The 25,751-nt window shown below is 68.8% G+C and carries 29 protein-coding genes; 11 read left to right on the top strand and 18 right to left on the bottom strand.

Annotated elements, in window-relative coordinates; genetic code table 11:
* Positions 1-9: 9 nt before the first annotated feature.
* From NL114_RS13535 to NL114_RS13565, 7 genes are all read right to left on the bottom strand, one after another.
* On the bottom strand, positions 10-1,155 hold the full coding sequence (locus tag NL114_RS13535; protein ID WP_254821451.1) for an acyl-CoA dehydrogenase family protein: 1,146 nt from the start codon (positions 1,153-1,155) through the stop codon (positions 10-12).
* Between the two features lie 39 nt (positions 1,156-1,194).
* The gene (locus NL114_RS13540; protein ID WP_254821452.1) at positions 1,195-1,647 is read right to left on the bottom strand and encodes a CBS domain-containing protein; all 453 of its coding nucleotides are present in this window, start codon (positions 1,645-1,647) and stop codon (positions 1,195-1,197) included.
* A 270-nt stretch (positions 1,648-1,917) separates the two neighbouring features.
* Positions 1,918-2,103 (bottom strand): DUF7576 family protein, encoded by a 186-nt coding sequence (locus NL114_RS13545; RefSeq protein WP_254821453.1) that lies wholly within the window; start codon positions 2,101-2,103, stop codon positions 1,918-1,920.
* Positions 2,104-2,183: 80 nt separating this feature from the next.
* Positions 2,184-3,389: a bifunctional sugar-1-phosphate nucleotidylyltransferase/acetyltransferase gene (glmU, locus tag NL114_RS13550; RefSeq protein WP_254821454.1), complete on the bottom strand. Its 1,206-nt coding sequence runs from the start codon at positions 3,387-3,389 to the stop codon at positions 2,184-2,186.
* Positions 3,390-3,869: 480 nt separating this feature from the next.
* On the bottom strand, positions 3,870-5,024 hold the full coding sequence (locus NL114_RS13555) for an acyl-CoA dehydrogenase family protein (protein ID WP_254821455.1): 1,155 nt from the start codon (positions 5,022-5,024) through the stop codon (positions 3,870-3,872).
* Between the two features lie 149 nt (positions 5,025-5,173).
* Positions 5,174-7,435, bottom strand: coding sequence for a CDC48 family AAA ATPase (locus tag NL114_RS13560; RefSeq protein WP_254821456.1), 2,262 nt, complete (start codon positions 7,433-7,435; stop codon positions 5,174-5,176).
* Positions 7,432-7,752, bottom strand: a complete 321-nt coding sequence (locus NL114_RS13565) for a DUF7127 family protein (protein ID WP_254821457.1) — start codon at positions 7,750-7,752, stop codon at positions 7,432-7,434. Before NL114_RS13565 ends, NL114_RS13560 begins: the two co-directional genes overlap by 4 nt.
* A gap of 146 nt (positions 7,753-7,898) precedes the next feature.
* On the opposite strand from NL114_RS13565, the gene NL114_RS13570 reads away from it, so the two are divergent.
* The 4 genes from NL114_RS13570 to NL114_RS13585 all read left to right on the top strand — a co-directional run bounded on the left by NL114_RS13570 (position 7,899) and on the right by NL114_RS13585 (position 11,171).
* Entirely contained in the window at positions 7,899-8,684 is a 786-nt protein-coding gene (locus tag NL114_RS13570) for an alpha/beta fold hydrolase (protein ID WP_254821458.1), read from the top strand.
* 95 nt (positions 8,685-8,779) lie between these two features.
* Positions 8,780-9,727, top strand: a complete 948-nt coding sequence (locus tag NL114_RS13575) for a diacylglycerol/lipid kinase family protein (RefSeq protein WP_254821459.1) — start codon at positions 8,780-8,782, stop codon at positions 9,725-9,727.
* Between the two features lie 2 nt (positions 9,728-9,729).
* On the top strand, positions 9,730-10,389 hold the full coding sequence (locus NL114_RS13580) for a PHP domain-containing protein (protein ID WP_254821460.1): 660 nt from the start codon (positions 9,730-9,732) through the stop codon (positions 10,387-10,389).
* A 116-nt stretch (positions 10,390-10,505) separates the two neighbouring features.
* On the top strand, positions 10,506-11,171 hold the full coding sequence (locus NL114_RS13585; RefSeq protein WP_254821461.1) for a zinc ribbon domain-containing protein: 666 nt from the start codon (positions 10,506-10,508) through the stop codon (positions 11,169-11,171).
* On the opposite strand, the gene panB is transcribed toward NL114_RS13585, so the two are convergent.
* A complete protein-coding gene (gene panB, locus NL114_RS13590) occupies positions 11,165-11,977 on the bottom strand; it encodes a 3-methyl-2-oxobutanoate hydroxymethyltransferase (protein WP_254821462.1) in 813 nt (270 codons plus the stop codon). The genes NL114_RS13585 and panB overlap by 7 nt on opposite strands.
* Positions 11,978-13,006: 1,029 nt before the next feature.
* Between panB and NL114_RS13595 the strand changes: the two genes are divergently transcribed.
* A complete protein-coding gene (locus NL114_RS13595) occupies positions 13,007-13,291 on the top strand; it encodes a DUF5822 domain-containing protein (RefSeq protein ID WP_254821463.1) in 285 nt (94 codons plus the stop codon).
* Positions 13,292-13,306: 15 nt separating this feature from the next.
* Here the strand turns inward: NL114_RS13595 and NL114_RS13600 are convergent, their stop codons facing one another.
* The 8 genes from NL114_RS13600 to NL114_RS13635 form a co-directional block, all read right to left on the bottom strand.
* Positions 13,307-13,864, bottom strand: a complete 558-nt coding sequence (locus NL114_RS13600; RefSeq protein WP_254821464.1) for an HAD family hydrolase — start codon at positions 13,862-13,864, stop codon at positions 13,307-13,309.
* A gap of 53 nt (positions 13,865-13,917) precedes the next feature.
* Complete coding sequence (locus NL114_RS13605) at positions 13,918-15,051, bottom strand: acyl-CoA dehydrogenase family protein (protein ID WP_254821465.1); 1,134 nt, start codon at positions 15,049-15,051, stop codon at positions 13,918-13,920.
* A 73-nt stretch (positions 15,052-15,124) separates the two neighbouring features.
* The gene (locus NL114_RS13610; RefSeq protein WP_254821466.1) at positions 15,125-16,381 is read right to left on the bottom strand and encodes an MgtC/SapB family protein; all 1,257 of its coding nucleotides are present in this window, start codon (positions 16,379-16,381) and stop codon (positions 15,125-15,127) included.
* Between the two features lie 114 nt (positions 16,382-16,495).
* On the bottom strand, positions 16,496-16,972 hold the full coding sequence (locus tag NL114_RS13615) for a hypothetical protein (RefSeq protein WP_254821467.1): 477 nt from the start codon (positions 16,970-16,972) through the stop codon (positions 16,496-16,498).
* A 140-nt stretch (positions 16,973-17,112) separates the two neighbouring features.
* Positions 17,113-17,538, bottom strand: a complete 426-nt coding sequence (locus NL114_RS13620; protein WP_254821468.1) for a helix-turn-helix domain-containing protein — start codon at positions 17,536-17,538, stop codon at positions 17,113-17,115.
* 87 nt (positions 17,539-17,625) lie between these two features.
* Positions 17,626-18,114 carry a YeeE/YedE family protein gene (locus NL114_RS13625; protein ID WP_254821469.1) on the bottom strand — a complete coding sequence of 163 codons (489 nt, stop codon included), beginning with the start codon at positions 18,112-18,114 and terminating at the stop codon, positions 17,626-17,628.
* Positions 18,111-18,647, bottom strand: a complete 537-nt coding sequence (locus tag NL114_RS13630) for a YeeE/YedE family protein (RefSeq protein WP_254821470.1) — start codon at positions 18,645-18,647, stop codon at positions 18,111-18,113. The genes NL114_RS13625 and NL114_RS13630 overlap by 4 nt, the downstream gene beginning before the upstream one ends.
* On the bottom strand, positions 18,647-19,921 hold the full coding sequence (locus NL114_RS13635; protein ID WP_254821471.1) for an MBL fold metallo-hydrolase: 1,275 nt from the start codon (positions 19,919-19,921) through the stop codon (positions 18,647-18,649). The genes NL114_RS13630 and NL114_RS13635 overlap by 1 nt, the downstream gene beginning before the upstream one ends.
* Before the next feature lie 237 nt (positions 19,922-20,158).
* Here NL114_RS13635 and NL114_RS13640 point away from each other — a divergent pair, with 237 nt between their 5' ends.
* From NL114_RS13640 to NL114_RS13665, 6 genes are all read left to right on the top strand, one after another.
* Positions 20,159-20,404, top strand: a complete 246-nt coding sequence (locus NL114_RS13640) for a sulfurtransferase TusA family protein (protein WP_254821472.1) — start codon at positions 20,159-20,161, stop codon at positions 20,402-20,404.
* Complete coding sequence (locus NL114_RS13645; RefSeq protein WP_254821473.1) at positions 20,401-21,021, top strand: DsrE/DsrF/DrsH-like family protein; 621 nt, start codon at positions 20,401-20,403, stop codon at positions 21,019-21,021. The genes NL114_RS13640 and NL114_RS13645 overlap by 4 nt, the downstream gene beginning before the upstream one ends.
* Positions 21,022-21,026: 5 nt before the next feature.
* Entirely contained in the window at positions 21,027-21,827 is an 801-nt protein-coding gene (locus NL114_RS13650; protein WP_254821474.1) for a DUF2270 domain-containing protein, read from the top strand.
* 51 nt (positions 21,828-21,878) lie between these two features.
* Positions 21,879-23,069 (top strand): sensor histidine kinase, encoded by a 1,191-nt coding sequence (locus NL114_RS13655; RefSeq protein WP_254821475.1) that lies wholly within the window; start codon positions 21,879-21,881, stop codon positions 23,067-23,069.
* 97 nt (positions 23,070-23,166) lie between these two features.
* Positions 23,167-23,784, top strand: a complete 618-nt coding sequence (locus NL114_RS13660; protein ID WP_254821476.1) for a response regulator — start codon at positions 23,167-23,169, stop codon at positions 23,782-23,784.
* 34 nt (positions 23,785-23,818) lie between these two features.
* Positions 23,819-24,457: a DUF7504 family protein gene (locus NL114_RS13665; RefSeq protein WP_254821477.1), complete on the top strand. Its 639-nt coding sequence runs from the start codon at positions 23,819-23,821 to the stop codon at positions 24,455-24,457.
* On the opposite strand, the gene NL114_RS13670 is transcribed toward NL114_RS13665, so the two are convergent.
* On the bottom strand, positions 24,454-25,068 hold the full coding sequence (locus tag NL114_RS13670) for a DUF7504 family protein (protein WP_254821478.1): 615 nt from the start codon (positions 25,066-25,068) through the stop codon (positions 24,454-24,456). The genes NL114_RS13665 and NL114_RS13670 overlap by 4 nt on opposite strands.
* Positions 25,069-25,190: 122 nt before the next feature.
* A complete protein-coding gene (locus tag NL114_RS13675) occupies positions 25,191-25,703 on the bottom strand; it encodes a macro domain-containing protein (RefSeq protein WP_254821479.1) in 513 nt (170 codons plus the stop codon).
* Positions 25,704-25,751 lie beyond the last annotated feature (48 nt).

A 25,751-nucleotide genomic window follows, 5' to 3' on the forward strand; every position in this document is an offset into this window, starting at 1 on the left:
CGGTCGGCGCTACTTCTGCAGTTCGCGGGCGATGATGTTCTTCTGGATCTCGGTAGTTCCCTCGTAGATCTGGGTGATCTTGGCGTCACGGTAGAAGCGCTCGGCGTCGAAGTCGTCGACGTAGCCGGCACCACCGTGAATCTGGACGCACTCGTTCGCCACGTCGACAGCCACGCGGGAGGCGTACTCCTTCGCCATCGACGCGAGCGTCGTCAGCTGCTCGTCGAGGTTGTCGACGGACCACGCCGACTTGTAGGTCAACATCCGGGCGGCCTCCAGCCGGGTGTGCATGTCGGCGAGTTTGTGCTGGATGGCCTGGAACTCGCCGATGGGCTGGCCGAACTGCTCGCGCTGCTGGCTGTACTCGAGTGCGCGCTCGGCGGCGCCCTTCGCGATACCGACTCCCTGTGCCGCGACCTGGGTTCGGGTCTCGTCGAAGAACTGCATCTGCTGCAGGAAGCCGGCGCCACGCGTTCCGACGAGGTTCTCCTCGGGGACGCGGACATCGTCGAAGATGAGCTCTGCCGTGTCGCTCGCGCGAATCCCCATCTTCCCGGTGATCTTGTCGGCCTGGAAGCCGTCGCGGTCGGCCTCGACGATGATCTGGCTGAAGCCGTTGTAGCGGCCCTCGGCGTCGGGGTCCGTCTTGCACAGCACGACGAAGAAGTCCGCGACCGAGCCGTTGGTTATCCACATCTTGTTGCCGTTGACGACCCACTCGTCACCGTCCTTCTCCGCGCGCGTGCTCACGCTGGAGACGTCGGAGCCGGAGTCCGGCTCGGAGATGGCCGAGCCCATGATGGCGTCACCGGCAGCGAGCGGCGGGAGGTACTCCTCCTTCTGCTCCTCGGTCCCGAAGCCGATGATGGCCTCGCTTCCGAACGCGGTGCCGAGGACGGAGCCGCCGACGCCGGGGTCGGCCGCGTACAGTTCCTCGATGATGATGGCCACGTCGAGCGCGTCGTAGCCCGCGCCCCCGTACTCCATGGGAATCTGTGCGCCGGTGAGCCCCATCTCGGCGCCCTTCTCGACGACCTCGTGCGGGAACTTCTCCGCCCGGTCGTACTCCTGTGCGACCGGCCGTATCTCGTTCTCGCCGAAGCGCCGGACCTCCTCGCGGATCTGCTGTTGCTCGTCGGACAGCTCGAAGTCCATACCCCTCCCTAGAGCGGTGGGTGAAAAACGGTTCCCCCGCTACTCGTACTCGCCCTTCCCGATGTCGGGCTCGGGCTGGGGCGTCATGTCGATGCGGAGCTGGGGCAGGTAGAGCGCGAGGTCCGTCGTGGTGATGATACCGATGGCCTTGCCGTCCTCGGCGACGGGGAGCTTCTTGACACCGTTGTGGCCCATCCGCTCCCCGGCGACGCGGGCCGACTCGTTCGGTCGGATGGTGACGACGGGGTCGGACATCAGCTCCTCCACGGTCGTCGTTTCGGGGTCCATCGCGTTCCCGACGCTCTCGACGATATCCATCTCGGTGATGATGCCATCGATGATGTCCTCGCCGATGATCAGCGAGCCGATTCCCTCGCTTGAGAGGATCTGCGCGGCCTCGGCGATGGTGGTGTCGGCCGGCACGGTGCGAACCGGCGATGTCATGATCTCGCTCACCGGCGTGTCGATCTCCGAGTCTTGCTCCTCCGTCATGGGTGGAGGCTGGGGACCCCGAATGATAAGCCTACCCGACGACCGCGTTCGGTGGACCGGCAGGAACACTGTTCTCGTACGGATCTCTGGAGACGGGCCGACGCCGTCGCGCTCCCGCCGCGTACGGTACGGCGTTCCGCACCGCAAGCGGGCGCAGGACTTACCCCTGCGTGTCTCGTATCGTTCTACGGCGTGCGGTGGGGCTCCGAACGTCACCTTGGGTAGGGAGACTCCTCGACGTCCCCTGCACGCCACCCCGCTTCGTTTTGGTTACTCGCCGTCCCAGTCCATCCGGCAGGTGTCGTCACAGAAGTGTGCGCTCCGGACTTCGCCGTCCTCGACCCAGGTGATGACGCGGTGTTGCGGGTCGTTCAGGATCGGCTCGCCGCAGGCTCGACACTGCGGGGCGTCCTCCTCGGTGACATCCTCACCCAGGTCCGAGGTCGGGTCTACCATTACCCGAGGACAGACACCGACCCTACTTATGCCCATACTTTCGGCGGCGTTCTTGCGGCAACACTCTCGGCGGGCGATAGCTACGCGTCCCCATCCGATGACGGGTCGGGGCCGCGGTACGCCTCGCCGGGTCGGGTCCAGCCGTCCGTCGGAAGGACGCTCCCGGGGTAGAGGCTGGTGTTGATTCCGGTCTTCGCTCCGGGACCGACCACGACGCCGAACTTCCGGCGCCCGGTGGAGGTTCGCTCGCCCTTCACGACGGTCTGTACGTCCCCGTCATCGTGGCGGAGATTGGCGACCTGTGTCCCCGCCCCGAGGTTCGCATCCGGACCGAGGACGCTGTCCCCGACGTAGGAGACGTGTGGGACGTTCGTCCCGGCCATCACGACGGTGTTCTTCACCTCCACGCCGTGGCCGACGTGCGTGTCGGGGCCCAGCAGCGTCGCGCCCCGAACGTACGCGTTCGGGCCGACCTCGGCGCCCTGGCGGACGAGCGCCGGCCCCTCGATGACGACGCCGGGTTCGATGGTCGCCCCGTCCTCCACGACCACGTCGCCCCGGAGTTCGGCGTCGCCGCGCACGTCGCCGTCGATGCGTCGCTCCAGCTCGCCGAGCTTCCACTCGTTCGCCTCGAGGAGCTCCCACGGGCGGCCGACCCCGAGCCACCGTTCGACGTCGACCGCGGCCACGTCGAACGCGTCGACGACGCGTGCCAGCACGTCGGTGATTTCGTGCTCGCCGCGCTCGGACAGCTCGGTCTCGGTCAGCCAGTCGGCGGCCTCGGCCGGGAAGTGGTAGGCGCCGACGTTGACGCGGTTGCTGGGTGGCTGGGCGGGTTTCTCCACCACGTCGGTGACGTGGCCGTCGCTGATCGAGAAGACCCCGTACGGGCGCGGGTCGTCCACCTCGTACGCCCCCACGGCGGGACACGCGTCGAACAGCGCGTCCAGCGCGGCCTCGTCGTAGAGGTCGTCGCCGTTCAGGACGACGAAGTCACTGTTCAGGTGCGGCCGGGCCTGCGCAGCGGCGTGGGCGGTCCCCAGCCGCTCGGCCTGCTCGGCGTACCGGACCGGGACCCCCTGATACTCGTCGCCGAAGTGCTCGCGAACGTCCTCGCCGCGGTAGCCGACGACGAACACCAGCTCGTCGGCGCCCGCGCGGACGGCGGCGTCGGCCGTGTGCGCACAGAGCGGCCGGTCGCCGACCGGGAGCATCGGCTTCGCGACGGCGTCGGTCAACGGGCGCATCCGGGTTCCCTGCCCCGCGGCCAGGATGACGACTTCCATACCGACCACTGCCTCGCCGGTCCGCAAAGGTCCACCGACCCCGGCGACCGTGGCCCCGACGGCCGTGGGATCGGTTGCAGTGGCTGGCGAACAGGCGACACCGCTCCCGCGCGCCGGACCGTGGTATCGCGCTGGCGGAACCGACCAGCCAGTGGCGTGCTGACTGCTCGGGTCGGCGGTCCGGCGATGGCTCGTCAGGTCACAGGGGCGCTGGCCGCGGTCTGGTATTTGAATCTACGCACCGGGCATAATCTGGATATTCGAAGAATATATCTGTAATTCAGTTCATAAATCACAAAATCGGAAAATGCTGTGGGTTGCTCGGCGAATCGTATTCTGTGGTCTGCATCCGCGAGCGCGCCAGCGGCGCGCGAGCGGTTCACCGGGCCGAGCGAAGCGAGGTCCGGCTTTTTTGGTGCAGATTTTTTGGCCGAGTGGTTCCGCGCCGGCGGCGCGGAACCCGAGGCGAAAAAAGGTGCTTTAGAAGCCCTTGCCCTGGAGTTCGCGGGCGATGATGTTCTTCTGGATCTCGGTGGTGCCCTCGTAGATCTGGGTGATCTTGGCGTCGCGGTAGAAGCGCTCGACGTCGAAGTCGTTGACGTAGCCGGCGCCGCCGTGGATCTGGACGGCCTCGTTGGCGACGTCGACGGCCACGCGGGAGGCGTACTCCTTGGCCATCGATGCGAGCGTCGTCAGCTGGCCCTCCTTGTTGTCGACCGACCAGGCGGACTTGTAGGTCAGCTGGCGGGCGGCCTCGATGTCCGTGTGCATCTCCGCGAGTTTGTGCTGGATGGCCTGGAACTCGCCGATGGGCTGGCCGAACTGCTCGCGCTGCTGGCTGTACTCGAGCGCGCGCTCGGCGGCGCCCTTCGCGATGCCGACGGCCTGCGCGGCGACGCCGGTCCGGGTCTCGTCGAAGAACTGCATCTGCTGCAGGAAGCCCATCCCCTCCGTGCCCAGCAGGTTCTCCTCGGGGACACGGACATCGTCGAAGATGAGTTCCGCCGTGTCACTCGCGCGGATGCCGAGCTTGCCGTGGATCTTGTCGGCCTGGAAGCCGTCGCGGTCGGCCTCGACGATGATCTGCGAGAAACCGTTGTAGCGGCCCTCGGCGTCGGGGTCCGTCTTGCACAGCACGACGAAGTAGTCGCCGACGGTCCCGTTCGAGATCCACATCTTGTTGCCGTTGATGACCCACTCGTCGCCGTCCTTCTCGGCGGTCGTGGAGACGCTCGAAACGTCGGAGCCGGTGTCGGGCTCGGAGATGGCCGCGCCCATGACGGACTCGCCCTCGGCGATGGGCGGGAGGTACTCCTCCTTCTGCTCCTCGGTACCGAACTCGACGATGGCCTCGCTCCCGAACGCCGACGCGGTCACACAGAACCCGATGCCCGGGTCCGCGGCGAACATCTCCTCGACGACGATGGACGTGTCCAGCGTGTCGAGGCCGGCGCCGCCGTACTCGATAGGCAGGCCGCCGCCCAGCAGACCGTTCTCCGCGGCCTTCTCCATCACGTCGTGGGGGTACTTCTCCTCGACGTCGTACTCGGTCGCGACCGGCTTGATCTCGTTCTCGGCGAACCGACGAACCTCCTTTTTCAGCTGCTCCTGCTCGTCGGACAGTTCGAAGTCCATACCCCTGTTGTACAATCCCACGCGTATAAGCCCAACTATTCTAACGGCGTTTATCGGCGGACTAAGAGGTATTAACGGTGTAAAATCCGAAACCGTCCAACGCCGGGTTCTTCATTATCGTTACGGGGCGAAACGGAGGGTATGGCGGGTTACTGGAAGGTCCGCGAGACCTCGACCTCGTCCTCGGCGGTCTGCCCGCGCGAGAACCGCTCCTCGATCTGGTCGTAGCGCTCGCGGGTCTCCTCGTCGACGCTGGCGCCGACCTCGTCGAGCGCCTGCTCGAAGTGGTCCATCGTCACGCGGACGTTCCCGACGCTGGTCGCGGTCTCCTCCGGGGAGACGGAGTTGATGAACTCCCGCGTCGCGGCCATCGACGCCTCGCGGCAGACCGCCTCGATGTCCGCGCCGACGTAGCCGTCCGTCCGGCGGGCCAGCGAGTCCAGGTCCACGTCGTCGGCGAGCGGCTTGTGCTCGGTGTGGACCGCGAAGATGGCACGCCGGGCCTCCTCGTCGGGCACCGGGACGTGGACGTGGCGGTCCAGCCGTCCCGGGCGCAGGAGCGCGCTGTCGATGAGGTCCGGGCGGTTCGTCGTGGCGACGACGACCACGTCCTCCAGTTCCTCCAGCCCGTCCAGCTCGGTCAGGAGCTGGCTCACGACGCGCTCGCCGACGCCCGAGTCACCCATCCGCTTGCCACGCTCGCCCGCGATGGAGTCGATCTCGTCGAAGAAGATGACCGTCGGGGCGTTCGAGCGGGCCTTCTCGAACACCTCGCGGACGCCCTTCTCCGACTCGCCGACGTACTTGTTGAGCAGCTCCGGTCCCTTGATGGAGATGAAGTTGCTCTGGGCCTCGTTGGCCACCGCTTTGGCCATCAGGGTCTTGCCGGTGCCGGGCGGGCCGTACAGCAGCACACCCTTCGCGGCTTCGAGGTCCATCTGCTCGAACACGTCGGCGTAGTCCAGCGGCCACTGGATGGTCTCGCGGAGGCGCTCCTTGGTGTCCTCCAGCCCGCCGACCTGGTCCCACGACACGTCGGGGACCTCGACGAACACCTCGCGCATCGCCGAGGGCTGGATGCCCTTCAGGGCCTCCTTGAAGTCACGCTCGGTGACCTCCAGCGAGTCGAGCACGTCCGCGTCGATCTCGTCCTGTTCCAGGTCGAGCTGCGGGCGCACCCGCCGGAGCGCGTTCATCGCGCTCTCCTTCGCCAGCGACGCCAGGTCCGCGCCCACGAACCCGTGCGTGCTCTCGGCGTACTTGTCGAGGTCGATGCCCTCCACCAGCGGCATCCCGCGGGTGTGGACCTGCAGGACCTCCTTGCGGCCCGCCTTGTCCGGGACGCCGATCTCGATCTCGCGGTCGAACCGGCCGCCACGCCGCAGCGCCGGGTCCAGCGAGTCCAGCCGGTTGGTCGCACCGATGACGGTGACCTGTCCGCGCTCCTCCAGCCCGTCCATCAGGCTGAGGAGCTGGGCGACGACGCGGCGCTCCACGTCACCGGAGGTCTCGCCGCGCTTGGGCGCGATGGAGTCGATCTCGTCGATGAAGACGATGGCCGGGGCGTTCTCCGTGGCCTCCTCGAAGATCTCGCGGAGCTGCTCCTCGGACTCCCCGTAGTACTTCGACATGATCTCGGGGCCCGAGATGTCGGTGAAGTACGCGTCGATCTCGTTGGCCACCGCTTTGGCCATCAGGGTCTTGCCGGTGCCCGGGGGACCGTGCAGGAGCACGCCCTTGGGGGGCTCGATGCCGAGCTGCTGGAACAGCTCCGGGTGGCGCATCGGCAGCTCCACCATCTCGCGGACCTGCTCGAGCTCGTCGTCGAGCCCGCCGATGTCCTCGTAGGTGACGTTCGGGGTATCCGTGTCGCCGGTGGTCTGCCCGGAGATCTGCTCGGCGGGCTTCTCGCTCACCTCGATCTCGGTCGAGTCCGTGACGACGACGGTCCCCTCCGGGTCCGTGTCGGCCACCTTCAGCGGGATCTTCTGCCCGCTCATCGAGGAGAGCGGGCCCAGCCCGAGCGAGAAGGGCACCTGCTGGCCCTTCGTGACGGCCTGCCCGCTCAGCTTGTCGCGGATGTGCGGGCCGACGTTACCGCGGATGCGGAGGTTCTGGGGCAGTGCGACCGTGATGCTGGTCGCCGGCTTCACCTCTGCCGGCTCCACCTCGACCCGGTCGTCGATGCCGACATCGGCCTCCTGCCGGAGGCGGCCGTCGACCCGGATGATGCCGTTCCCCTCGTCCTCGGGGTAGCCGGGCCAGACACGCGCCACGGCGCGGCCCTCGCTGCCCTCGATGAGGATGTAGTCGCCGTTCTCCAGTTCCATCTCCCGCATCGCCGCGCGGTCGACGGCCGCGAGGCCGCGTCCCGCGTCCTTCTGTTTGAGTGGTTTGACCGTGAGTTTCATCGTTCGTCCTCCGTGTCCTCGTCCGCCTCGCTTCCGCCGTCCCGTACGTCGATATCGGTCGTTTCGCCGCCTCCGGCGGCCGAACCGTTCATCTCGACGGTGACGACGCCGTTGTTGATAGTCGCTTTGGCGGGCCGTCCCTCGGGGAGGTCCATCTCGAACTGCTCGTCGTCGACGACGACCATCAGGGTCCCGTCGACCACGTCCACGGCGCCGGCTGCCCCGGCACCGAGGTCGAACGCCAGCACGTCGCCGTCGGCGTACTGGTACTGCCGCGCGACGACGTCGCGCTCTGCGAACCGCTGGGTCTCTGCCATACTAACTCAGAGTTAGTCATTCTAGTATATGAATCTTTCTCTGATGGTGGTCGGAACGGGTGTCGGTTTCGGACGAAGAGGTGAATTGCGGTTCACACGAGCACCCGGCACGCTGGCTTCATACAGTCGCCGGCCGCAGGGGTGGTATGGACCACGTCACACACGACGGTCGCACGACGGCCTACCGGGACGCCCCCGCCGACACCGACGCTCCGGCACCGACGGTGCTGTACGTCCACGGGAGCGGCGGGACCCACTCGCTCTGGGCCAACCAGTACGGTCGGCCCGACCACGACGCGGTCGCGCTGGACCTGAGCGGCCACGGCGAGAGCGAGGATGTCGACCTCGGTCCCGAGGCGGGCCTCGATGTGATGACCGCGTACGCCGAGGATACGGTCGCCGTGGCCCGTGAGACCGACGCGACGGTCCTCTGTGGGAACTCCCTCGGCGGCGCGGTCGCCCTGACGGTCGCGCTGGAGTCCGACCTCGACCTCGATGGCCTCGTCCTCGTCGGGACGGGCGCGAAGCTGGGTGTCGCCGACGAACTGCTCGATGCGCTCGCGAACGACTACGATGCGGCCGTCGAGACGCTCCTGGGCGAGGACATGCTGTATCACGCGATGGACGACGAGCGCCGGGTCGAGGCCCGGGAGATGTTCCGCGCGGTGGGCCAGCGCGCCACCGAGCGTGACTTCCGCTCGTGTGACGCGTTCGACGTGCGCGACCGCCTCGGCGAGATCGACGTGCCGGCGCTCGTCTGCAACGGCGAGCACGACAGCCTCACCCCACCGGCCTTCCACGAGTACCTCGCGGAACACCTGCCCGACGCCCGACACGTGGAACTCGCCGACGCCGCGCATATGCCGTACCTCGAGCGTCCGGCCGCCTTCGACGCCGCCGTCGATGAGTTCCTCGACGAGCTGGCCGCCTGACCGCCTGACCGTCTGACCGCCTGACCGTCTGACCGCCTGACCGCGCCGCTTCGGGCGCCGATGACTACTTCCGCCCGGCCACCGACCCGCAGGACATGCAGGGCGCCAGCAGGGTCCTCGTCCGCAACCCGAACAGCGGGGACGGACGCGCGACGAAGCGGGCGAAGCGCCTCGCCACAGAGCGCGGCTACGATGTCCGCGACAGCGAGGGCGGGGACCACACCGTCGAGCTGGCCGAGCGCGCGGCCCGTGACGGCGCCGACCTTCTCGCGGCCTGTGGCGGCGACGGCACGCTCAACAAGGTCGTCCGTGGCGCGCTCGCCGCGGGCGGTGGCACCAGCGTTCCCGAGGGACTCACGCTCGGTGTCGTCCCCGCGGGCACGGGCAACGACTTCGCGGACAACGTCGGCGTCCGGAACGTCGAGCACGCGCTCTCGGTGCTGGACCCGGACGACCCCGCGGGCGAGACGCGCGACCTCGACCTCGGTCTCGCGGGTGACCGCCCGTTCGTCAACAGCTGCGTGGGCGGGCTGACGGCCGACGCCAGCGCCCGGACCACCCGCGAGTCGAAGCGGCGACTCGGCGTGCTGGCGTACGTCCTCAACACGCTCCGGGAGTACCAGGAGTTCGAGCCGATGTCGGTCACGCTCCGCGGCGGCGACGGCGAGGACGCGCCGGTCTGGAGCGGCGACGCGCTGGTCGTCCTCGTCGGGAACGGGCGGCGGTTCCCCGGCGAGCGGATGCGGCAGGCCAACATGGAGGACGGCCTGCTCAACGTGGTCGTCGTCGAGCGCGCCCCCGCTATCGACTACGTCGCGTCGGGGGCCGCCAACCGGTTGCTGAAGCGCGAAGCATCGTATCTCACCCGGCTGCGGGTCCCGTACCTCTCGGTCGAGTGCCATCGACCCGTCGGGTTCAGTCTCGACGGCGAGATGGTCGAACTCGACCACCTCCGCGCGCGGAGCCTCCCCGGCGTCATGCCGTTCCGCGTCGGTGACGGGTACGACCCGGCTCCCGAGGAGTGGAGCCGGCGGCTCCGGTGACGATGCTGGACTGCGACCTTCACACCCACAGCCGGTTCTTCCACCGACCGCCTGAACGGCTGGCACGGTACGACCCCGGTGGCGCGTGGCTGAACGAGCGCGTCGCGCGCCGCCGCGGGCTCGACGGCCTCTGCGTCACGAACCACGACTACTTCCGGCCGGACACGCTCGACGCCCCCGGCGGGGGCTTCCGCCTCCCGGGCATCGAGATCTCCTCGACGGCGGGGCACGTCCTCGTGGTCGGGCCCGACCCGCCGGAACGGACGGTGCCCGGCGACCTGACGCCGGCGGAGGCCGTCGGCCTCGCGCACGACCACGACTGCGCCGCCATCATGGCCCATCCGTTCCGGAACGGCTCGCTCCCGAAGAGCGACGCCCCGTTCGACGCCGTCGAACTCAACGGGAAGCACCCGGAGTTCCGGGCCCGGGTCGAGCGGCTCGCTCGCCGCCGCGACCTCCCCATCGTGGCGGGGAGCGACGCGCACTTCCCGTTCGAGGTCGGGCGCGCGTCGACCCGGCTCGACGTGGACGAACTCACCCCCGGATCGGTCGTGGCGGCCATCCGCGACGGGCGCGTCGAGCCGGTCGTCCGACAGGGCCGGGTAGAGCGATTGCTCGGGCCTCTGTACCACCGGATCCATCGGCAGAAGGGACACCTGTAGCTATCGGACCGCTAGCACCATAGACTGATTACGGACTGTGATGTGAGTTCTCGTAACAGGGGGCGAATGGATGTTACTCGACCGACCCACGAGCGGGGTGACGAGCCGTGGATAACATGGAGACCGACCCGCGGTGCCCGGAATGTGGCGAGCCCATCGGTGCGACCGCCACCTACTGCATGCACTGCTCGGCCGACCTGACCGAGGAGCAGGCCGAAGCCGATACCGACGGCGACGGGACCTGGGACAAGACCGAGGCGCCGTCGGTGGGGGATGTCGTCTCCGACGCTGTCGGCGGTACAGACACGGGGGCTTCGGCCGGCGCGTCCGACGGCCAGCTCCTCGACCCCGATGGCCTCGTGGACAACGCGCTCACCATCCTCGTCGGTATCGTGGGTGGGGCCATCGCGGGCCTCGTCGGGACCATCGTCCTCGGCGTCGTGACCAACAGCGGCTACGGGGTCCTGTTCGGCATCGTCGCCTGGCTGGTGACGACCGCCTACCTCGTCCGGCAGCGGACGGTCCAGGGAGCGGTGTCGAAGAGCGGCTACGCCATCGCGCTCGTCCTGCTGCTGGTGCCGCTCATCGCACTCAGCCCGTTCGTGAACATCGATGGTGGGCTCTCGGAGCGCGGCGGGCTGTTCGTCGTCCTGCTGGTGTCGGTCGGTATCCCCGCGGCCATCGCGGCCGCGGTCGGCTGGGTCGCCGGGCGGTTCGTCCCGGACGAGCCGGGCGACGGCGCGACGCCGGCCGAGGGTGAGGCCGAAACGCCGACTCAGTAGAGGTCGTCCGTGTCCAGGTCCTCGGCGACGTGGCTGTGCTCTTCGGCCGGGAACTCGCCTCCCTCGACCTCGTCGACGTAGCCCTCGATGGCGCGCTCCATCTCGCCGCGGACGTCGCCGAACTTCTTCGAGAACGGCGCGACGCCCTCGGTGAGGCCGATGACCTCGTCGACGGTGAGAACCTGTCCGTCGCAGTCCGGGCCCGCGCCGATGCCGATGGTCGGGATGTCGAGCGCCTCGGTGACGGCGGCAGCGGCGTTCGCGGGGACGTGTTCGAGGACGAGCGAGAACGCGCCGGCCTCCTCGTGGGCCTTCGCGAGGTCGAGCATCTCCGTCGCGGCCTCGTCGTCGGTGGCCTGCCGGAAGAGCCCGGTCTCGTTCTCGCGCTGTGGAGTCAGCCCGAGGTGGGCCTGCACGGGGATGCCCAGGTCGGTCAGGCGGTCGGTCAGGTCGACGGTGTGTTTCCCGCACTCCAGTTTGACGGCGTCGGCGCCGGCCTCCTTGACCATCCGGCCGCAGTTCTCGATGGAGTCGGCCATGTCGACGCCGAACGAGAGGAACGGCATGTCCGCGATGACGAACGCGTCGTCGGTCGCGCGTGCGACCGCGGCCGTGAGACTGGCTATCTCGTCGGCCGTGACGGGGAGGGTCGAGTCGTGGCCCAGCCGGAGGTTGCCCACCGAGTCGCCCACGAGGATCATGTCGACGCCCGCCGCGTCGACCACCTCGGCTGTGGGCGCGTCGTAGGCCGTCAGCATCGTGATGGGCTCTGTGCCGGCCTTCGCGCGGATGTCCTTCGCTCGCATGTGTTGTCCCGATTCTGTCGGCGCCGCGAAAAGCGTGGCCCCTCTCGCTCGAAGCCGTCTCTTGTGGGGTCGTCTCTGGCGTTCTTTGCCGGTTGGTCGGTGTGTGCGACGGGTCCGCCTCCTCTCTCGAGTGCCTGATGTGTGCGACGGGTCCGCCGTTCCATACAACCTGTAGGAAGCCCCGGCGGGCTCGACTTCCGTCAGAGCAAGCTCTGACGACTTCTCGCTCGCTTCGCTCGCGAGAATGTCCGGGCCTCGCTGTCGTTCGAACGGCGGCGAAGCCGCCGTTCGTGATGACGAGAGACGCCAGAGGCGTCTCTCGAACCACGCTCCTCGGTCGCTCACTTCGTTCGCTCCCTGCGGTGCTTGCGTCGTCCGGGACGGGTCGAGCCCGCCGCCCCTTCCATTCCCCCCGAACGTGGTGTGTGACACGGGCGGGGCGCTCCTGCCCTTCCCCGGGTCGCGCGGGCTCACCCGCAAGGGGTTCGCCACGCGCTCCCGGCCCGAGAGCGGTTGCTCGGCCGGCCGGTTCCGTGAACAGGAAGCGCGCGAGCGCCACCCGCGCCGAACCGCGAACGGAGTGAGCGTGTTCGGCAGCCATCGGCGCTCGCGCGGGGAGGAGTGGGGAAACTAGCACTCCGCTGGAACCGCCACCGCATACGCTCGGTGCAACAGGCAACAGGGCGGGACTGAAAGGGGCCACTCGCTCGACCCAGCCCCGGCGACGTAAGCACCGCAACGCGTGCCCGGAACGGCGGCCGACCGAAGGGAGGCCGCCGCACGCCCGGACCGTGAGGAGCGCAACGAGCCGCGGCTGGTCGAGCGAGTGGGGGCTTTCAACAGAGTTCCATCGTCGTCATCGGGATTCAATTCTACTAATAGGTGCGATAAAGCCATACTATTTCGATATAAATGTGGTAACGTTGGAATATCTTGGAAATTCTAGTGGTTGTGGACGGCTCTATCGAACCTACGCTCCCATCTAGCGACCGTAACCGCTTAGCGCGAACCACTACAAACCGGTATCACATGCCCGAGCGCGTCGACAGCACCGACCCCGACGGCGTCGACTTCGGCTGGGTGATGCAGACCACGTTCGTCATCACCATCGTCGTCGGCGCCCCCGTGGTCGCCATCGCCTCGACCGCCGTCACGCTCCCCACGTGGACCGCGATGGCCTCGTTCGCCGTCCGTGTCGGCGCGCTCGTCTGGTTCGTCACCGCCGTCGCCGTCTACCTCTACGCCCGCCGACAGGAGCGTCAGGAGTCGGATGTCGACATCGAAACTGGACCCGACCCCGCGGAGAACGACTAGCCGGCGGCGCCAGGGTCAGAGCCACTCCTCGACGTATCTGAACGCGGTGCCGGCGCGCTCGGCGGTTATCTCGTCGCGCCGACCGTCGCCGACGAACACCGCACGGTCGGGAGCAACCTCCAGTCCCTCCAGCGTCGCCAGCAGCGGCTCGGGGTCGGGCTTCTCCGTCGCCACGCTGTCCCGGCCGACCACCGCGCGGACGCGATGGTCGAGGTCGTGACGCTCCAGGGCGAGGTGGCACGCGTCCTCGCAGTTGAGCGAGCAGACGCCGACGGGAAGCGGCTCGGGGTGCGAGAGGAGGATGTCGGCACACCCGAGCCGCTCCGAAGTGCGTGCACCCTCGCGCTCGTGCTCGGCGATGGTCGCCTCCACCGCCTCGGCAAGCGTGGGCTCCTGCCGCGACCGTTCCAGCATCGACCAGAGGTCCAGTCCGTCCGGGTCCGCACCGTGGTCCGAGAGCGCGCGGCCCACGTCCTCCCGGACGTGCTCCCAGTCGACCGCCAGCTCCGCGAGCGTCCCGTCGAGGTCGTAGACGACCGCGTCGTAGCCGTCGAGGGGGTCGGTACCTGCCATTGTCCCCAGGTTGGGTCCCGTCGACCAAACGGCTTGTGCCCCGGCCCCGACGACTACCGCTCGCCCAGCCACTCCCGGGCGATGACGGTCCGCTGTATCTCGCTGGTCCCCTCGTAGATGGTGGTTATCTTCGCGTCGCGATACAGGCGCTCGACGGGGAAGTCCGTGGTGTAGCCGTAGCCACCGTGGATCTGAACGGCCTCGTTGGTCACGTCCATGGCCGTCTCGCTCGCCTTGAGTTTCGCCATCGACGCGGCCTCGGCGGGCGGCGAGCCCTCGTCCAGCCCGCGCGCGGCATCGTAGGTGAGCAGCCGCGCACCCTGCGTGTCCGCCCGCATATCCGCGAGCTTGTGCCGGATTGTCTGGAAGTCGGCGATGGGCTGGTCGAACTGCTCGCGGTCGGTGGCGTACTCGGTCGCGAGGTCGAGCGCTGACTGGGCGAGCCCCACGGACTGGGCGGCGATGCCGACGCGCCCACCCGTCAGAATCTCCAGGGCGGCCGAGAGCCCACGCCCCTCCTCGGTGAGGCGGTTCTCGGCGGGGATGCGGGCGCCGTCGAAGGTGAGCGAGGTGGTGTCGCTCGCTCGCAGGCCGAGCTTCTCCTCCTTCTTCCCGACACTCAACCCGTCGACCTCCTTCGGGACGAGGAACTGCGTGACGCTCCCGGGGTCGTCGGGGTCGGTCTTCGCGAACAGGATGACCACGCCCGAGCGCTCGCCGTTGGTGATCCACTGCTTGTCGCCGTCGATGACGTACTCGTCACCCTCGCGGCGCGCGACGGTGGACATCTCGGCCGGGTTCGACCCGGCGTGGGGCTCCGAGAGGGCGAACGCGCCCACGGGGTAGCCGTCGCGCATCTCCGGCAGCCAGCGTTCCTGCTGTTCCTCGGTGCCGAACTTGGCGATGCAGGAGGTCGCGAGCGAGTGGACGGACAGTGCCGTCGCCACCGCCAGTGTCCCGTAGGCGACCTCCTCGTTGACGAGCGCGTAGGTCAGTCCGTCGGCGTCGTAGCCCCCGTACTCCTCGGGGACGGTGAGACTGGTCAGGTCCATCTCGGCGAGCCCCTCCCAGACCTCCTCGGGGAACGACTCGTTCTCGTCTGCCTCGCGGGCGACCGGGCGGATCTCCTCCAGGGCGAACTCGCGGACGGCCTCCCGGACGGCCCGCTGTTCCGGCGTCAGGTCCATGCTCTCGATTCGGTGGCGTTCCGGCAAAAGTCCCCCGGCGGGGCCGAGCCGCGGGAGCCCATCCGCCCGGCTATCACGTGAACAGCGCCGCGACCGTAACCGCCGCGGCCGCCAGCGCCGCCGCGCCCGACCAGCCCGCGACGCGCAGTGTGAACTGTCTGTCGGACGCGGGCGCGGTCAGGGCGACCTTCACCACCAGCGACGCCGCGGTCGCCACGAGGATGCCGACGACGGCCTCCTCGGCGGGCATCGAGCCGCTCCGGTAGAGGACGACCGCGGAGGTCGTCACGCCGGCCGACGACACGAGGCCCGCCAGCGCCGCCGTGGCGTAGAAGCCCGCCGTCCCGAACAGCGAGTCCGCGAGGCTCCCGGCGACCACGACGAGCAGGAACAGGAGGCCGAACGAGAGGACGTACCGCAGGGTGAACGGCCGGTCGAGCGACACGTCCAGCGAGCCCCCTCGGCCGGCGACGACGGCCGCGGCCGCGACGCTCCCCACGGCGAGGACACCGAGCGGGAGCGTCACGGCCGTCAGCGGCGGGACGGCCGCGCCGAGCGTGAACACGAGCGCGATGGCCAGGTTCCGGAGCGACATCGCCGCGTTCCCCAGCAGCACCGCAGCCACGGCGTACGGCGTCGCCGCCGCGTCCTCGCGGACGTGCTCGACCGCACTGCCGACGACGGCGGTCGAGGAGGCCAGCCCGCCCAGAAAGCCCGTCACGGCGATACCGTGGCCGCCGTACACCCGGACCGCGGCGTAGTTGACGATGCCGATGCCCGCGACGGTGACGACCATCGCCCAGACCACCCGCGGCTCGACGGCCACCGTCGTCCCCGCGAGCGCGACCGACCGCTCGCCGGCGGGCAGGAGCGGGTAGACGACGAACCCGATGATGGCGAACTGGGCCGCCGCCCGGACCTCCTCTCGCGAGAGCTGGTCGGCCACGCCGTGGAGTTCGCGCTTCGAGACCAGCAACAGGGCGGTGACGACCCCGACGGCCACGGCCGGGACCAGCTCCCCCGCGCCGGCCAGCGCGCCGACACCGTACGCCACCAGCATCGAGATGGTCGTCGTGAGCGCCAGTCCCTCGCGCTCGCCGACGACGGCGCGCGCGCCGAGCAGTCCGCCCAGTACCACCACGAGGAGCCCGCCGACCGCCAGCAACAGCGGCTCCTCCAGCACGACGAATACGGCGGCGGCCAGGCTCAGCAGCGCGAACGTCCGGACGCCGGCAGCCTTCTCCGAGCGCTCTCGCTCGAAGCCGATGAACATCCCCAGCGCCGCGGCCACAGCCAGCCGGAGCACCGGCTGTGAGAGCACCGGCTCCATCTGTGCTGGTTCTTGCAATACATCGCACTTCCGTCTTCGGGCCGTCCGCGAGGCGGTGTCAGGTGAGCGAACGAGGCCGTCGAGTTCGACGCGTCGCGCCGGTGCCGCCGCCTGCTATTCCTGCTGTTCGACGGCACTGTCGTCATCGTCCAGCACGTCCTGCGTGATCTCGTCCGGACTGCGTGGACTGGTCTGGAGGCCGACAGCGGACCGGAGCACCAGCCCGGCGGCGAGCAGTGCGACAACGGCCGAACTACCGATGAACCCGATCCCGATGAGGTACGCCTCGACTGCCGCGATCTCGAAATCCGTGCTCCAGCCGTAGAACTGGGTACCGGCGGTGAGGACGAGCAGAACCGTGACACAGACGAGGAACCACTGGCGCAGGCGACGGCCAGCGCGGTCGACGGGCCCGGTGAACACGGTCGCGAGCGTCGCGACGGCCGTCACCAGTACGAGCCCGAGCCCTACGTAGATTATCGGGCGAGAGAACGTCCGGCGGCCATACGTGTACAGATAGAACGAGAGAACCAGTCCCACAGCCGCCATGTCGACACCAGCATCGCGAAGCCGCGCCCGGGCGGAGTCCATGTGCGACCACACACGAAGAGTGGGCATAAAACTCGGATTTCTCCCCTCGTGCCACGTACCATGTTGCCGCTAGACCTGCCGGTCTCACTGACGCTGGAGCGGTTCCAATGCGGTCGGCTGGAGGTCGTCGCGGCCGTCGATCATTCCGCGGTCAGCGGTTCCTCGGGACCGTCGTCGGTCCCGCCGGCCTCCGCCTCGGCGTACTTCTCCCGGAACTCGCCGACGAGCTGGCCCATCTTCGCGTAGAAGTCGTTGAGGGTCCGCTGCATGGCGTCGGCGATCTCGTCGGCGTCGCGGGGCGAGAACACGTGGTAGTAGCTCCCGCCGTCCTGGTTGACCTGCTCGCGCTCGACGAGGTCAGCCTCGCGGAGCCGTTTCACCGACCGGTAGGCGGTCGTCCGCTCGCGGTCGACGGCCGCCGCGAGCTCGTCGACGGTCTGGGGCTCGTCGGCCTCGACCAGCAGGCGGAACACCTCGCGGTCGAGCTCCGAGAGTCCGTGGAAGCAGTCCAGCAGGCTCTCACACTCCATCTCCTGCTGGAGGAGCTCGGTCATCGCGTCGGGCATGGCTACTGGTACTCACCTCCCACACAAGAGCCTGTCCGTGGCTTGTAGCGGCACTCGGCCGACGTGCGGGCCCGCCTGCGGCCGCCGTCAGTCCGCACCCGTGACCTCCGTCCCGGCGTCGCGCTCGGCCAGCTTCGACCGGGCGAACCCCTGCGCGTACGCGCCGAGGAACATGCCACCGATGGCCCAGAGGATGGGCCAGTTGCCGATGCCGACGCTGGCGTACGCGGCGCCCGGGCAGATACCTGAGAGCCCCCAGCCGACGCCGAAGATGCTCCCGCCGACCAGGACGTTCCGGTCCATCTCGCGCACACGCCGGGTGTACGCGCGACCGGTCAGGGGTGCGCGCCGGTCGAGGACGTTCGTCCCGATGTGGAAGGTCAGCGCCGAGACGACCGCCGCGCCGCCCATCACGAACAGCAGCCCGAGGTCCTGTAGCTGGAGGAAGTCCAGCACGACCTCGGGACGGGCCATCCGGCTCACGCCGAGGCCGAAGCCGAAGAGGATGCCGCCGAACAGGATGACCGCGTGGAAGCGCGCGCCGCGGCCGTCGGGCTCGACGTCCGAGTCGCTCATGGCGCCACCCCCAGCGCGAGTGCGACCTGTGCCGTCCCGATGGCGACGGCCATGAACGTCACCACGTTGGTGATGCTGGTGCTCGAGACGGAGCCGACGCCACAGACGCCGTGTCCGGAGGTACACCCCTTGCCGATGCGGGTGCCGACGCCGACGAGGACGCCGCCCGCCAGCAACCGCCAGGGCTGGACCGCCGTGGTCCAGCCACCGGGCCCGAGCGTCAGGGCGTAGACGGCGGCGCCGATGACGATGCCGGCGGTGAACGTGACCCGCCAGTCACGCGAGGCGAGGTACGTCCCCTGGTTGAACCGCGAGAGCCGGGAGCCGTACGAGAGCGTCGTCTCGAGGAACGTCGAAGCGCCCGCGATGATGCCGGTTCCGAAGTAGATGGCCGCCACGCCGAGGCCGATGAACAGGCCCCCGATGGCGTAGCTGAGGACGCCGTCCGGGAAGTAGGTGGCCAGCCACGGCGGGAACTGCTCGACCACGGGGTCGGCCTGGAGCAGGACGGCGCCGAGCGCGTCCCGGCGCATCAGTCGTCGCCCCCGTCTCGCGCCCCGGCCGCTCGACTGTCGGCGGCGCGTGGCGCCGCCCCATCCAGCCGGCCCTCGCTCGCCGCGCAGTTGTTCGGTCCGAGTTCCATGGTGAGTAGTTGGTCACGGTCCACGTCGCCACGACCCATGTTCGTGTCGATGATGGCCTCGTAGTTCGCGGGGCGGGGCGGCATGTCGGCGAGCACCCGCTCGATGAACGTCTCGCGGTCCGCGTCGAGGACCGGCAGGCGCTCGCGGACGGTCCCCAGCGTGGCCGTGTAGGAGCCATCCTCGCGGGTGGGCGTGTGCTCGCTGGCGTGCCCCGGCGCCACGAGCAGGTCGTCGGGATACTCCAGCAGCCGCTGGAGGGTGTCGTAGAGCTGGGCCGCGGCATCCGGTGCGCCCTCGTCCCCCTCGTCTCGCGGCTCTGCCGCTCGACCATCTGCGGCGCGGGGCGCCGCGTGCTCGAGGTCGGGCCGCGCGACGCTGTCGACGAACAGGCCGTCACCCGTCAGCAGGACCGCGTCGTCGACGAGCAGCGAGGTCATGCCCGAGGTGTGGCCGGGCGTGTGGACCACCTCGACGGTGGTGTCGCCCACGGCCAACGTGTCACCGTCCACCAGCTCCCGGTCGACGTCGAACGCGACGCCACGGTCGACCGACGCCTCCGGGAGGCAGGTCCGGACGCCCTGCTCGCCGAGTTCCGAGAGCGCCGAGACGTGGTCGGCGTGGACGTGGGTGTCCATCGCGCACGTCAGCTCCGCGCCCAGCGTCCGGACGTCCTGCGCGTACTCGTCGACGAACGCCAGCAGCGGGTCGACGACCAGGGCCTCGTCCCCGTCCACGACGAGGTAGCTCAGACAGCCGCTGGAGGGTCGGTGGTACTGGGCGATGGTCGCGTCCGTGTCGGCCGCGAGCTCTGTGTAGTCGTAGAGGTCCGCCCAGCCACGCATCCCACGTTCGAGGTTGACCGCGTCGACGCCCGCCTCGCGGAGCTGTTCGGCGATGAAGTCGCTGGAGTCCCCCTTCGCGCAGACGACGACCACCGGCTCGGGCCCGGGGAGGTCCTCCAGCACCTCTGCCGGAATCCCCTCCAGCATCTGGAAGTACGGGACGTTGCGGTAGTCGACGGACTCACCGCCGATACGCCACTGCTCGGCTTCGGACTCGGCCCGCACGTCGAGGAGCCCGACCGGTTCCCCCTGGTCGAGGCGCCCGCGCAGCGCCTCGGGTGTCATCGTATCACTGGATACGTTCGCGGAGTCCCCTGTCATTGCGGACTCGTTCGGCCCGGTTACCCAAAACAGTTTGCAACTATCGCACAACCTTCTCGGTATGTCCGGACGCTGCGTCTCGTCGTCAGACTCCCCCGAACTATATGTGGGCTTCAAATCTGGGCAGAATGGGCGTCATGGGCTGGCATGGGCTCAGCCGCATCCTGTTCTTCCGACCGAATACCTTTTGAGTATTGCACAAGAATTGTGTTCTAGATACAAGATGGTGGTTCCCACATGAGCACGGAATACGACATCGCGGAGACACTGGACGTGAAGGGTCTCTCGTGCCCGATGCCGGTCGTCGAGACCAAACAGGCAATCGACACGCTCGATGCGGACGAGGTGCTGGAGGTCGTGGCGACTGACAGTGGGAGCATGAGCGACATCGCAGGCTGGGCCGACACCACGGCGGGCGTGGAACTGCTGGACCAGTCCGACGAGGGCGACGTGTTCCGACACGTCGTCCGGAAGACCGCATGAGCTCCGACGTGTCCGAGGGCGGTGACCCGGCCGACGCCGGGCCCGACGATGGCGGCGCCGACGGCCCCTCCCGTGCCGAGCTCCAGGCACAGGTCACGGCCCTGCAGGAGCGCGTCGAGGAACTCGAATCCGGTACGGCGGCCGACGACGCCGACGACGGGAAGCGGATGACCATCATCGCGACGAAGGGGACACTGGACATGGCGTACCCGCCGCTCATCCTCGCGTCCACGGCCGCCGCGTTCGGCTGGGACGTGACGGTGTTCCACACGTTCTGGGGGCTCGAGATACTCCACGAGGAGCGCTCGAAGGAGCTCCAGCTCTCCTCTGTCGGGAACCCGAACACCCCGATGCCGAACCTCGTCGCCGCGCTGCCGGGGATGGACCGGCTGACCACCGAGTTGATGAACCGGCAGATCGACGAGGTCGGCACCCCCACCATCGCGGAACTGGTCGACACCTGTCTGGAGATGGGCGTGGACCTGCAGGCCTGCCAGATGACCGCCGACATGATGGACTACGACGAGGCCGAGTTCTACGACGAGGTCACGACCGGCGTGGGTGCCGCCTCCGCGCTGAGTGAGATGGCCGACGCCGACATCCAGCTGCTGGTCTGAATCCCATGTCTCCTGCTGACGCTCCGACCGAGGAGGACGTGGAGCGGGCTAATGCCGAAGACGGCTCCGAATCCACCACACGAGCCACCGACGGGGCGACAACTCACGGCGACGGGGTCGGCCCGGACCCGTCCGTCGGGCAGGGGCTCCTCGACGCGGAGATGGGCCCCAGCTCCGCGATGGCTCACCTCTACCGGGGTGAGATTCACCGCATGAAGTTCTGGCGCGAGCGCCTCGACCGGACCACCAACTGGGCCGTCATCGTGCTCGCAGCGGTCCTGACGTGGTCGTTCTCCAGCGAACAGAACCCACACTACCTGCTGCTCATCGGGAACGTCGTGCTGGCGACGTTCCTCACCATCGAGGCCCGCCGCTACCGTGCGTACGATATCTGGCGTTCGCGGGTCCGGGCCCTCCAGCAGGAGGTCTGGGCCGCCGGACTGGACGAACGAGAGCCACAGGACCCGGACTGGCGGTCGAAGCTGGCCGACGATTACCGACAGCCGACGCTGAAGATCACCGCGGAGGAGGCCATCGCACACCGGCTCCGGCGTATCTACCTCCCGCTGCTCGCGGTGCTGAACGGTGCGTGGGTCGTCCGCGTGACCGCGTTCGGGCCCGACACCTGGCCGGCGAGTGCGGCCATCGGGATGGTGCCCGGCACCGTCGTGACCGCGGTGCTCGTCGTGCTGGGCGCGGTCGCGGTGTTCGTCGCCTGCCGTCCCCGGACCTGGCACGCCCACGACGAACTCCGCGAGGAGGCGCTCCGAAAGGACCAGCGGGCGGAGCCATCGAGCAGTGAGTGAGGGCCACGCACACCCGCAAACTGTTTCCGAACGGTGTTCCAGAGTGGTGGTATGCGACGCCTTCGCGGCCCGTGGGGGGCCCCGCTCGCACTCGGCGGCGTCGGGGTGTTTCTGCTGGCTGTCGGGCTATGGAACTTCAATCGGGAGCTGGACAACCTGGCCATCGAGTGGGGGCCGGTCGTGGCGTTCTCACAGATCGCCATCCCGGCACTGGTGGTCGTCTACGGTGGATACCGGCTCGCCTCGTCCTCGTTCAACCGGGACGAGCGCTGGCGCGTGACCCTGTTCGGACTCGCCGGACTGGCTCTCGTGGCTGGCGGGGTCTACACCACCATCATCGTCCGGCTGGCCGAGGCCCGGCCCGTCGGCGAGCCACAGTACGTCGTCGCGGTGATGGCCGGTGTCGGGGCAGCGGGCGGGGCCGCGATGGGTTCGCTCAGCGTCACCAGCCGCCGGGACGCCCGCCAGGCCGAACGGGCCCGGGACAACTTCGAGCTGCTGAACAGCATCATCCGACACGACATCCTCAACAGCATGATGATCGTCCAGTCCCGGGCGGAGTTCATCGAGGACGAGGCCGAGGACGACCGTATCCTCGAGTTCGCCGACACCATCCTCACGCAGACCAGCGGCGTCGTCGATCAGGTCGAGCGGACCCGGGCCATCCTGCAGGCGCTCCGGACGAGCGACCCCCGGCTGGAACCCATCGACCTGCAGGGGGTCATCGAACGCGAACTCGACACCATCCGGACCACCTACGACGAGGTGTCCATCGAGACCGACCTGCCCTCCGACCCGGTCCACGTCCGTGCGGACGACCTGCTGGACGACGTGGTCGGCAACGTCCTCTCGAATGCCGTCGAGCACAACGACAAGGACGACCCACGGGTCGTGGTGTCGGCGACGACGCGCGACGACGACGCGCTCGCCGACCACTCCGGGAACGAGAACGACGCCGGGACGGCCGTCGAACTCCGCATCGCCGACAACGGCCCCGGCGTCGACGACGACCTCAAGGACGCCGTGTTCCGCCGCGACGAGACGGGCCTCCACGAGGACGGCACCGGCTCCGGGTTCGGCCTCTTCTTCGTCGACACGATGATGCGCAAGTACGGCGGCGAGGTGACCATCGAGGACAACGACCCCGAGGGGGCGGTCTTCGTCTTCCGGTTCAGCGGGGCCACGCCCGAGTCGGACGAGCCCTCGGAGGACCTGACCGACGTGGTCGAGGTCCCCGCCTGACGGCCCGGCTTCGGCCGGGAACCCGCCCACGTGGCTCGTATCAGGGTGCCGATGCCTCGGGTGAGGGTTTATTCCCGAGGGCGACGATGATGGCCCCATGAGCGAAAGCGACGGGCCGGCGGACGACCAGCCGACGGTGCTGGTGGTGGAGGACGAGGAGGAACTCCGCCGGACGTACGAACTCTGGCTCGCGGGCGACTACGAGGTCATCACGGCCGCGGAGGGGGAGGAGGCACTGGAACTCGTCGAGGACGATGTCGATGTCGTGCTGCTCGACCGGATGATGCCGGGACTGTCGGGCAAGGAGACGCTCGCGGAGATGCAGGACCAGGGCATCGAGGCGAAGTTCGCCATGGTCACGGCCGTCGAGCCGGATTTCGACATCATCGAGATGGGGTTCGACGCCTATCTCACGAAGCCCATCGACGAGGACCGACTGCGCGATACCATCGAGAGCCTCCGCTCGCAGGAGGCCTACTCGGACGCGCTCGACGAGTACACCTCGCTGCTGGCGAAGAAGGAGACGCTGAAGGCCCGCAAGAGCGAGGAGGAACTCACGGAGAGCGAGGCGTTCGCCGAGCTGGAGTCCCGCCTCGCCGAGCTGGAGGCCGAGCTGGAGGACGCGGACTCGGGTGCCGGCGACGACGCCGGCTTCGTCGCCGCCCTCCGGAGCATCGACGAGGGGGCCCAGCGCACGGAACCCGAGGAATCATAACTCTACCCTACGAACTCGCGATACTCTCACTACTATGAGCGGAGTCACGAACGACGGGGACGCCTACCACCTCGGCTCGTCGTTTCCCGTCGCCGAGGCCCGGACCCAGACACCCGGAACGACGCTTCTCGTCACTGGTCCCCAGGCGGTCGCCGAGCGCGCGGCGTACGAGATCCTCCTCGCCGGACTGGAGGCCGAGGAGGGCATCGTACCGGTCAGTACGGACCGGTCGACCGCCGATCTCCAGCGCGAACTCGCCGACCACTCCGGCGGGGGGCTGGACGGGAGGCTGGCCGTCATCGATGTCTCCGGCGAGTCGGCCGACGTCGAGAGCCCGGACGACCTCGCCGCCATCGGGCGCGAACTGAACGGCGCCATCGACCGTATCGACGTCCCTCGCGTCCGTATCGGTGTCCTCTCGCTGACGGGGATGCTGGACCCCCTCGACCGGAGTGGGGTGTTCAAGTTCTGCCACGTCGTTCAGGACCGCATCGACGACGCCGGCTTCTTCGGTATCGCGACGCTGGACACCGAGCAGGTCAAGGAGGCGACGGTGTCGATGCTCCAGGAGGCGTTCGACGGAACGGTCGAGGTGCAGGAGGACGAGAAGGGCGACCTCGTCCGGGTCGTCGGCCTGCCCGACGCGCCGGTCACCTGGCACGACTGGAGCTAGCTCCGCTCCCAGCCGTCCTCGGACCACTCGTAGACGCCCTCGAACAGGCTCCGGATGGTGGACACCGTCTGCGCGTCGTGTGCGTCCGGGTCCATGTAGAAGATGCTCATCACGTCCGACCGCTTCATCCGGCTCGTCAGGACGTGGAGGAACTGGAACACCTGCTTGGTGTCGGCGTACTGGAGCATCGTCGTCACGGAGTCGAACGCGACGACGCACTGGCGCTCCTGCCAGGCGTCGAGGCACTCGTTGATGCGGATACCCAGTCCCGTCAGGTCGCCCGGGTCGGCGACGGTGGTCGCACGGTAGGGGGTCTCGGCGCTATCGCCCGTCGTCCCCGTGTGGTTGCAGCCGATGGCGGCGACCGCCTCCGGCGGTTTCCGCCACCGGTCCTCCCACGAGGCGATCTGCTCGTCGGGGTCCCGGAGGAGCGACACCGCGAGCAGGGAGGGCGTGCCGGTCACGCTCTCCATGAGCCGCACGATGGCGTCGCCGTCCCCCTCCATCGACGGCCCCAGCAGGAGGAGGTTCGACGGCACCGCCTCGCCGAACGGGGGAGCCGTGGCTGGGGCGTCGTCCAGACCTGCCCCAGCCGATTCGACTCCCGTCATACATCCGTGTAGTCCCTCCAGTCACTTAACCACCGTTAACGGTTTCAGAGCGAGATAATCCGGCCTGGAACGGGCCGAACGGCCGGATTCGTCTTCGTCAGCCCGTGTGCGCCCGGGGGATGTCACACACTCTCTGTGATGGTGGTTGCCACGCCTCGGACGGTCTCGAAGGCGTCGTCGGAGTACGCGATGACCCGGACGTCGGAGAGGGTCGTCGGGTCGTACGCGTCGATGACCTCGCAGATGATGCGTGCCCCCTCGTCGAGGTCGAACCCGGCCACGCCCGTTCCCAGTGCCGGAACCACGAGCGACCCACAGCCCAACTCGTCGGCCCGCGCCAGCGTGTTCCGCGTGGCGGTCCGGATGGACTCGCGGGTCGCCTGCCCGTCGCCGTCGTGGGGCATCGCCGCCGCGTGGATGACGTACCGGGCATCGAGGTCGTACGCGTCGGTCACGGCCACCGCGCCGAGGTCGACCGGCCCCTTCGATACCGCCTCCTCGGTGATCTCGCGGCCGGCGCCGCGCCGGAGCGCCCCCGCCACGCCGCTCCCCATCTGCAGGCTGGTCCCCGCCGCGTTCACGAGCGCGTCGGCGGACTGTGCCGCGATGTCGCCCTGGACGACTCGGAACTCCATGTGGACGCCTGTCACCGCGACCCACAAAGCTCCAGCGCCGGGGCGAAC

This window comes from Haloglomus halophilum (assembly GCF_024298885.1).
Taxonomy (GTDB): Archaea; Halobacteriota; Halobacteria; order Halobacteriales; family Haloarculaceae; genus Haloglomus; species Haloglomus halophilum.

Bases quoted from the DNA above. Each gene is read 5' to 3' on its own strand.
- NL114_RS13615 (WP_254821467.1), bottom strand. From the start codon at position 16,972: ATGGACTCCGCCCGGGCGCGGCTTCGCGATGCTGGTGTCGACATGGCG.
- NL114_RS13570 (WP_254821458.1), top strand. From the start codon at position 7,899: ATGGACCACGTCACACACGACGGTCGCACGACGGCCTACCGGGACGCC.
- NL114_RS13625 (WP_254821469.1), bottom strand. From the start codon at position 18,114: ATGAGCGACTCGGACGTCGAGCCCGACGGCCGCGGCGCGCGCTTCCAC.
- NL114_RS13630 (WP_254821470.1), bottom strand. From the start codon at position 18,647: ATGCGCCGGGACGCGCTCGGCGCCGTCCTGCTCCAGGCCGACCCCGTG.
- NL114_RS13670 (WP_254821478.1), bottom strand. From the start codon at position 25,068: ATGACGGGAGTCGAATCGGCTGGGGCAGGTCTGGACGACGCCCCAGCC.
- NL114_RS13610 (WP_254821466.1), bottom strand. From the start codon at position 16,381: ATGGAGCCGGTGCTCTCACAGCCGGTGCTCCGGCTGGCTGTGGCCGCG.
- NL114_RS13545 (WP_254821453.1), bottom strand. From the start codon at position 2,103: ATGGTAGACCCGACCTCGGACCTGGGTGAGGATGTCACCGAGGAGGAC.
- NL114_RS13635 (WP_254821471.1), bottom strand. From the start codon at position 19,921: ATGACAGGGGACTCCGCGAACGTATCCAGTGATACGATGACACCCGAG.
- panB (WP_254821462.1), bottom strand. From the start codon at position 11,977: ATGCGAGCGAAGGACATCCGCGCGAAGGCCGGCACAGAGCCCATCACG.
- NL114_RS13620 (WP_254821468.1), bottom strand. From the start codon at position 17,538: ATGCCCGACGCGATGACCGAGCTCCTCCAGCAGGAGATGGAGTGTGAG.
- NL114_RS13650 (WP_254821474.1), top strand. From the start codon at position 21,027: ATGTCTCCTGCTGACGCTCCGACCGAGGAGGACGTGGAGCGGGCTAAT.
- NL114_RS13675 (WP_254821479.1), bottom strand. From the start codon at position 25,703: ATGGAGTTCCGAGTCGTCCAGGGCGACATCGCGGCACAGTCCGCCGAC.
- NL114_RS13575 (WP_254821459.1), top strand. From the start codon at position 8,780: ATGCAGGGCGCCAGCAGGGTCCTCGTCCGCAACCCGAACAGCGGGGAC.
- NL114_RS13665 (WP_254821477.1), top strand. From the start codon at position 23,819: ATGAGCGGAGTCACGAACGACGGGGACGCCTACCACCTCGGCTCGTCG.
- NL114_RS13660 (WP_254821476.1), top strand. From the start codon at position 23,167: ATGAGCGAAAGCGACGGGCCGGCGGACGACCAGCCGACGGTGCTGGTG.
- NL114_RS13565 (WP_254821457.1), bottom strand. From the start codon at position 7,752: ATGGCAGAGACCCAGCGGTTCGCAGAGCGCGACGTCGTCGCGCGGCAG.
- NL114_RS13580 (WP_254821460.1), top strand. From the start codon at position 9,730: ATGCTGGACTGCGACCTTCACACCCACAGCCGGTTCTTCCACCGACCG.
- NL114_RS13560 (WP_254821456.1), bottom strand. From the start codon at position 7,435: ATGAAACTCACGGTCAAACCACTCAAACAGAAGGACGCGGGACGCGGC.
- NL114_RS13585 (WP_254821461.1), top strand. From the start codon at position 10,506: ATGGAGACCGACCCGCGGTGCCCGGAATGTGGCGAGCCCATCGGTGCG.
- NL114_RS13535 (WP_254821451.1), bottom strand. From the start codon at position 1,155: ATGGACTTCGAGCTGTCCGACGAGCAACAGCAGATCCGCGAGGAGGTC.
- NL114_RS13555 (WP_254821455.1), bottom strand. From the start codon at position 5,024: ATGGACTTCGAACTGTCCGACGAGCAGGAGCAGCTGAAAAAGGAGGTT.
- NL114_RS13540 (WP_254821452.1), bottom strand. From the start codon at position 1,647: ATGACGGAGGAGCAAGACTCGGAGATCGACACGCCGGTGAGCGAGATC.
- NL114_RS13600 (WP_254821464.1), bottom strand. From the start codon at position 13,864: ATGGCAGGTACCGACCCCCTCGACGGCTACGACGCGGTCGTCTACGAC.
- NL114_RS13640 (WP_254821472.1), top strand. From the start codon at position 20,159: ATGAGCACGGAATACGACATCGCGGAGACACTGGACGTGAAGGGTCTC.
- NL114_RS13645 (WP_254821473.1), top strand. From the start codon at position 20,401: ATGAGCTCCGACGTGTCCGAGGGCGGTGACCCGGCCGACGCCGGGCCC.
- NL114_RS13655 (WP_254821475.1), top strand. From the start codon at position 21,879: ATGCGACGCCTTCGCGGCCCGTGGGGGGCCCCGCTCGCACTCGGCGGC.
- glmU (WP_254821454.1), bottom strand. From the start codon at position 3,389: ATGGAAGTCGTCATCCTGGCCGCGGGGCAGGGAACCCGGATGCGCCCG.
- NL114_RS13605 (WP_254821465.1), bottom strand. From the start codon at position 15,051: ATGGACCTGACGCCGGAACAGCGGGCCGTCCGGGAGGCCGTCCGCGAG.
- NL114_RS13595 (WP_254821463.1), top strand. From the start codon at position 13,007: ATGCCCGAGCGCGTCGACAGCACCGACCCCGACGGCGTCGACTTCGGC.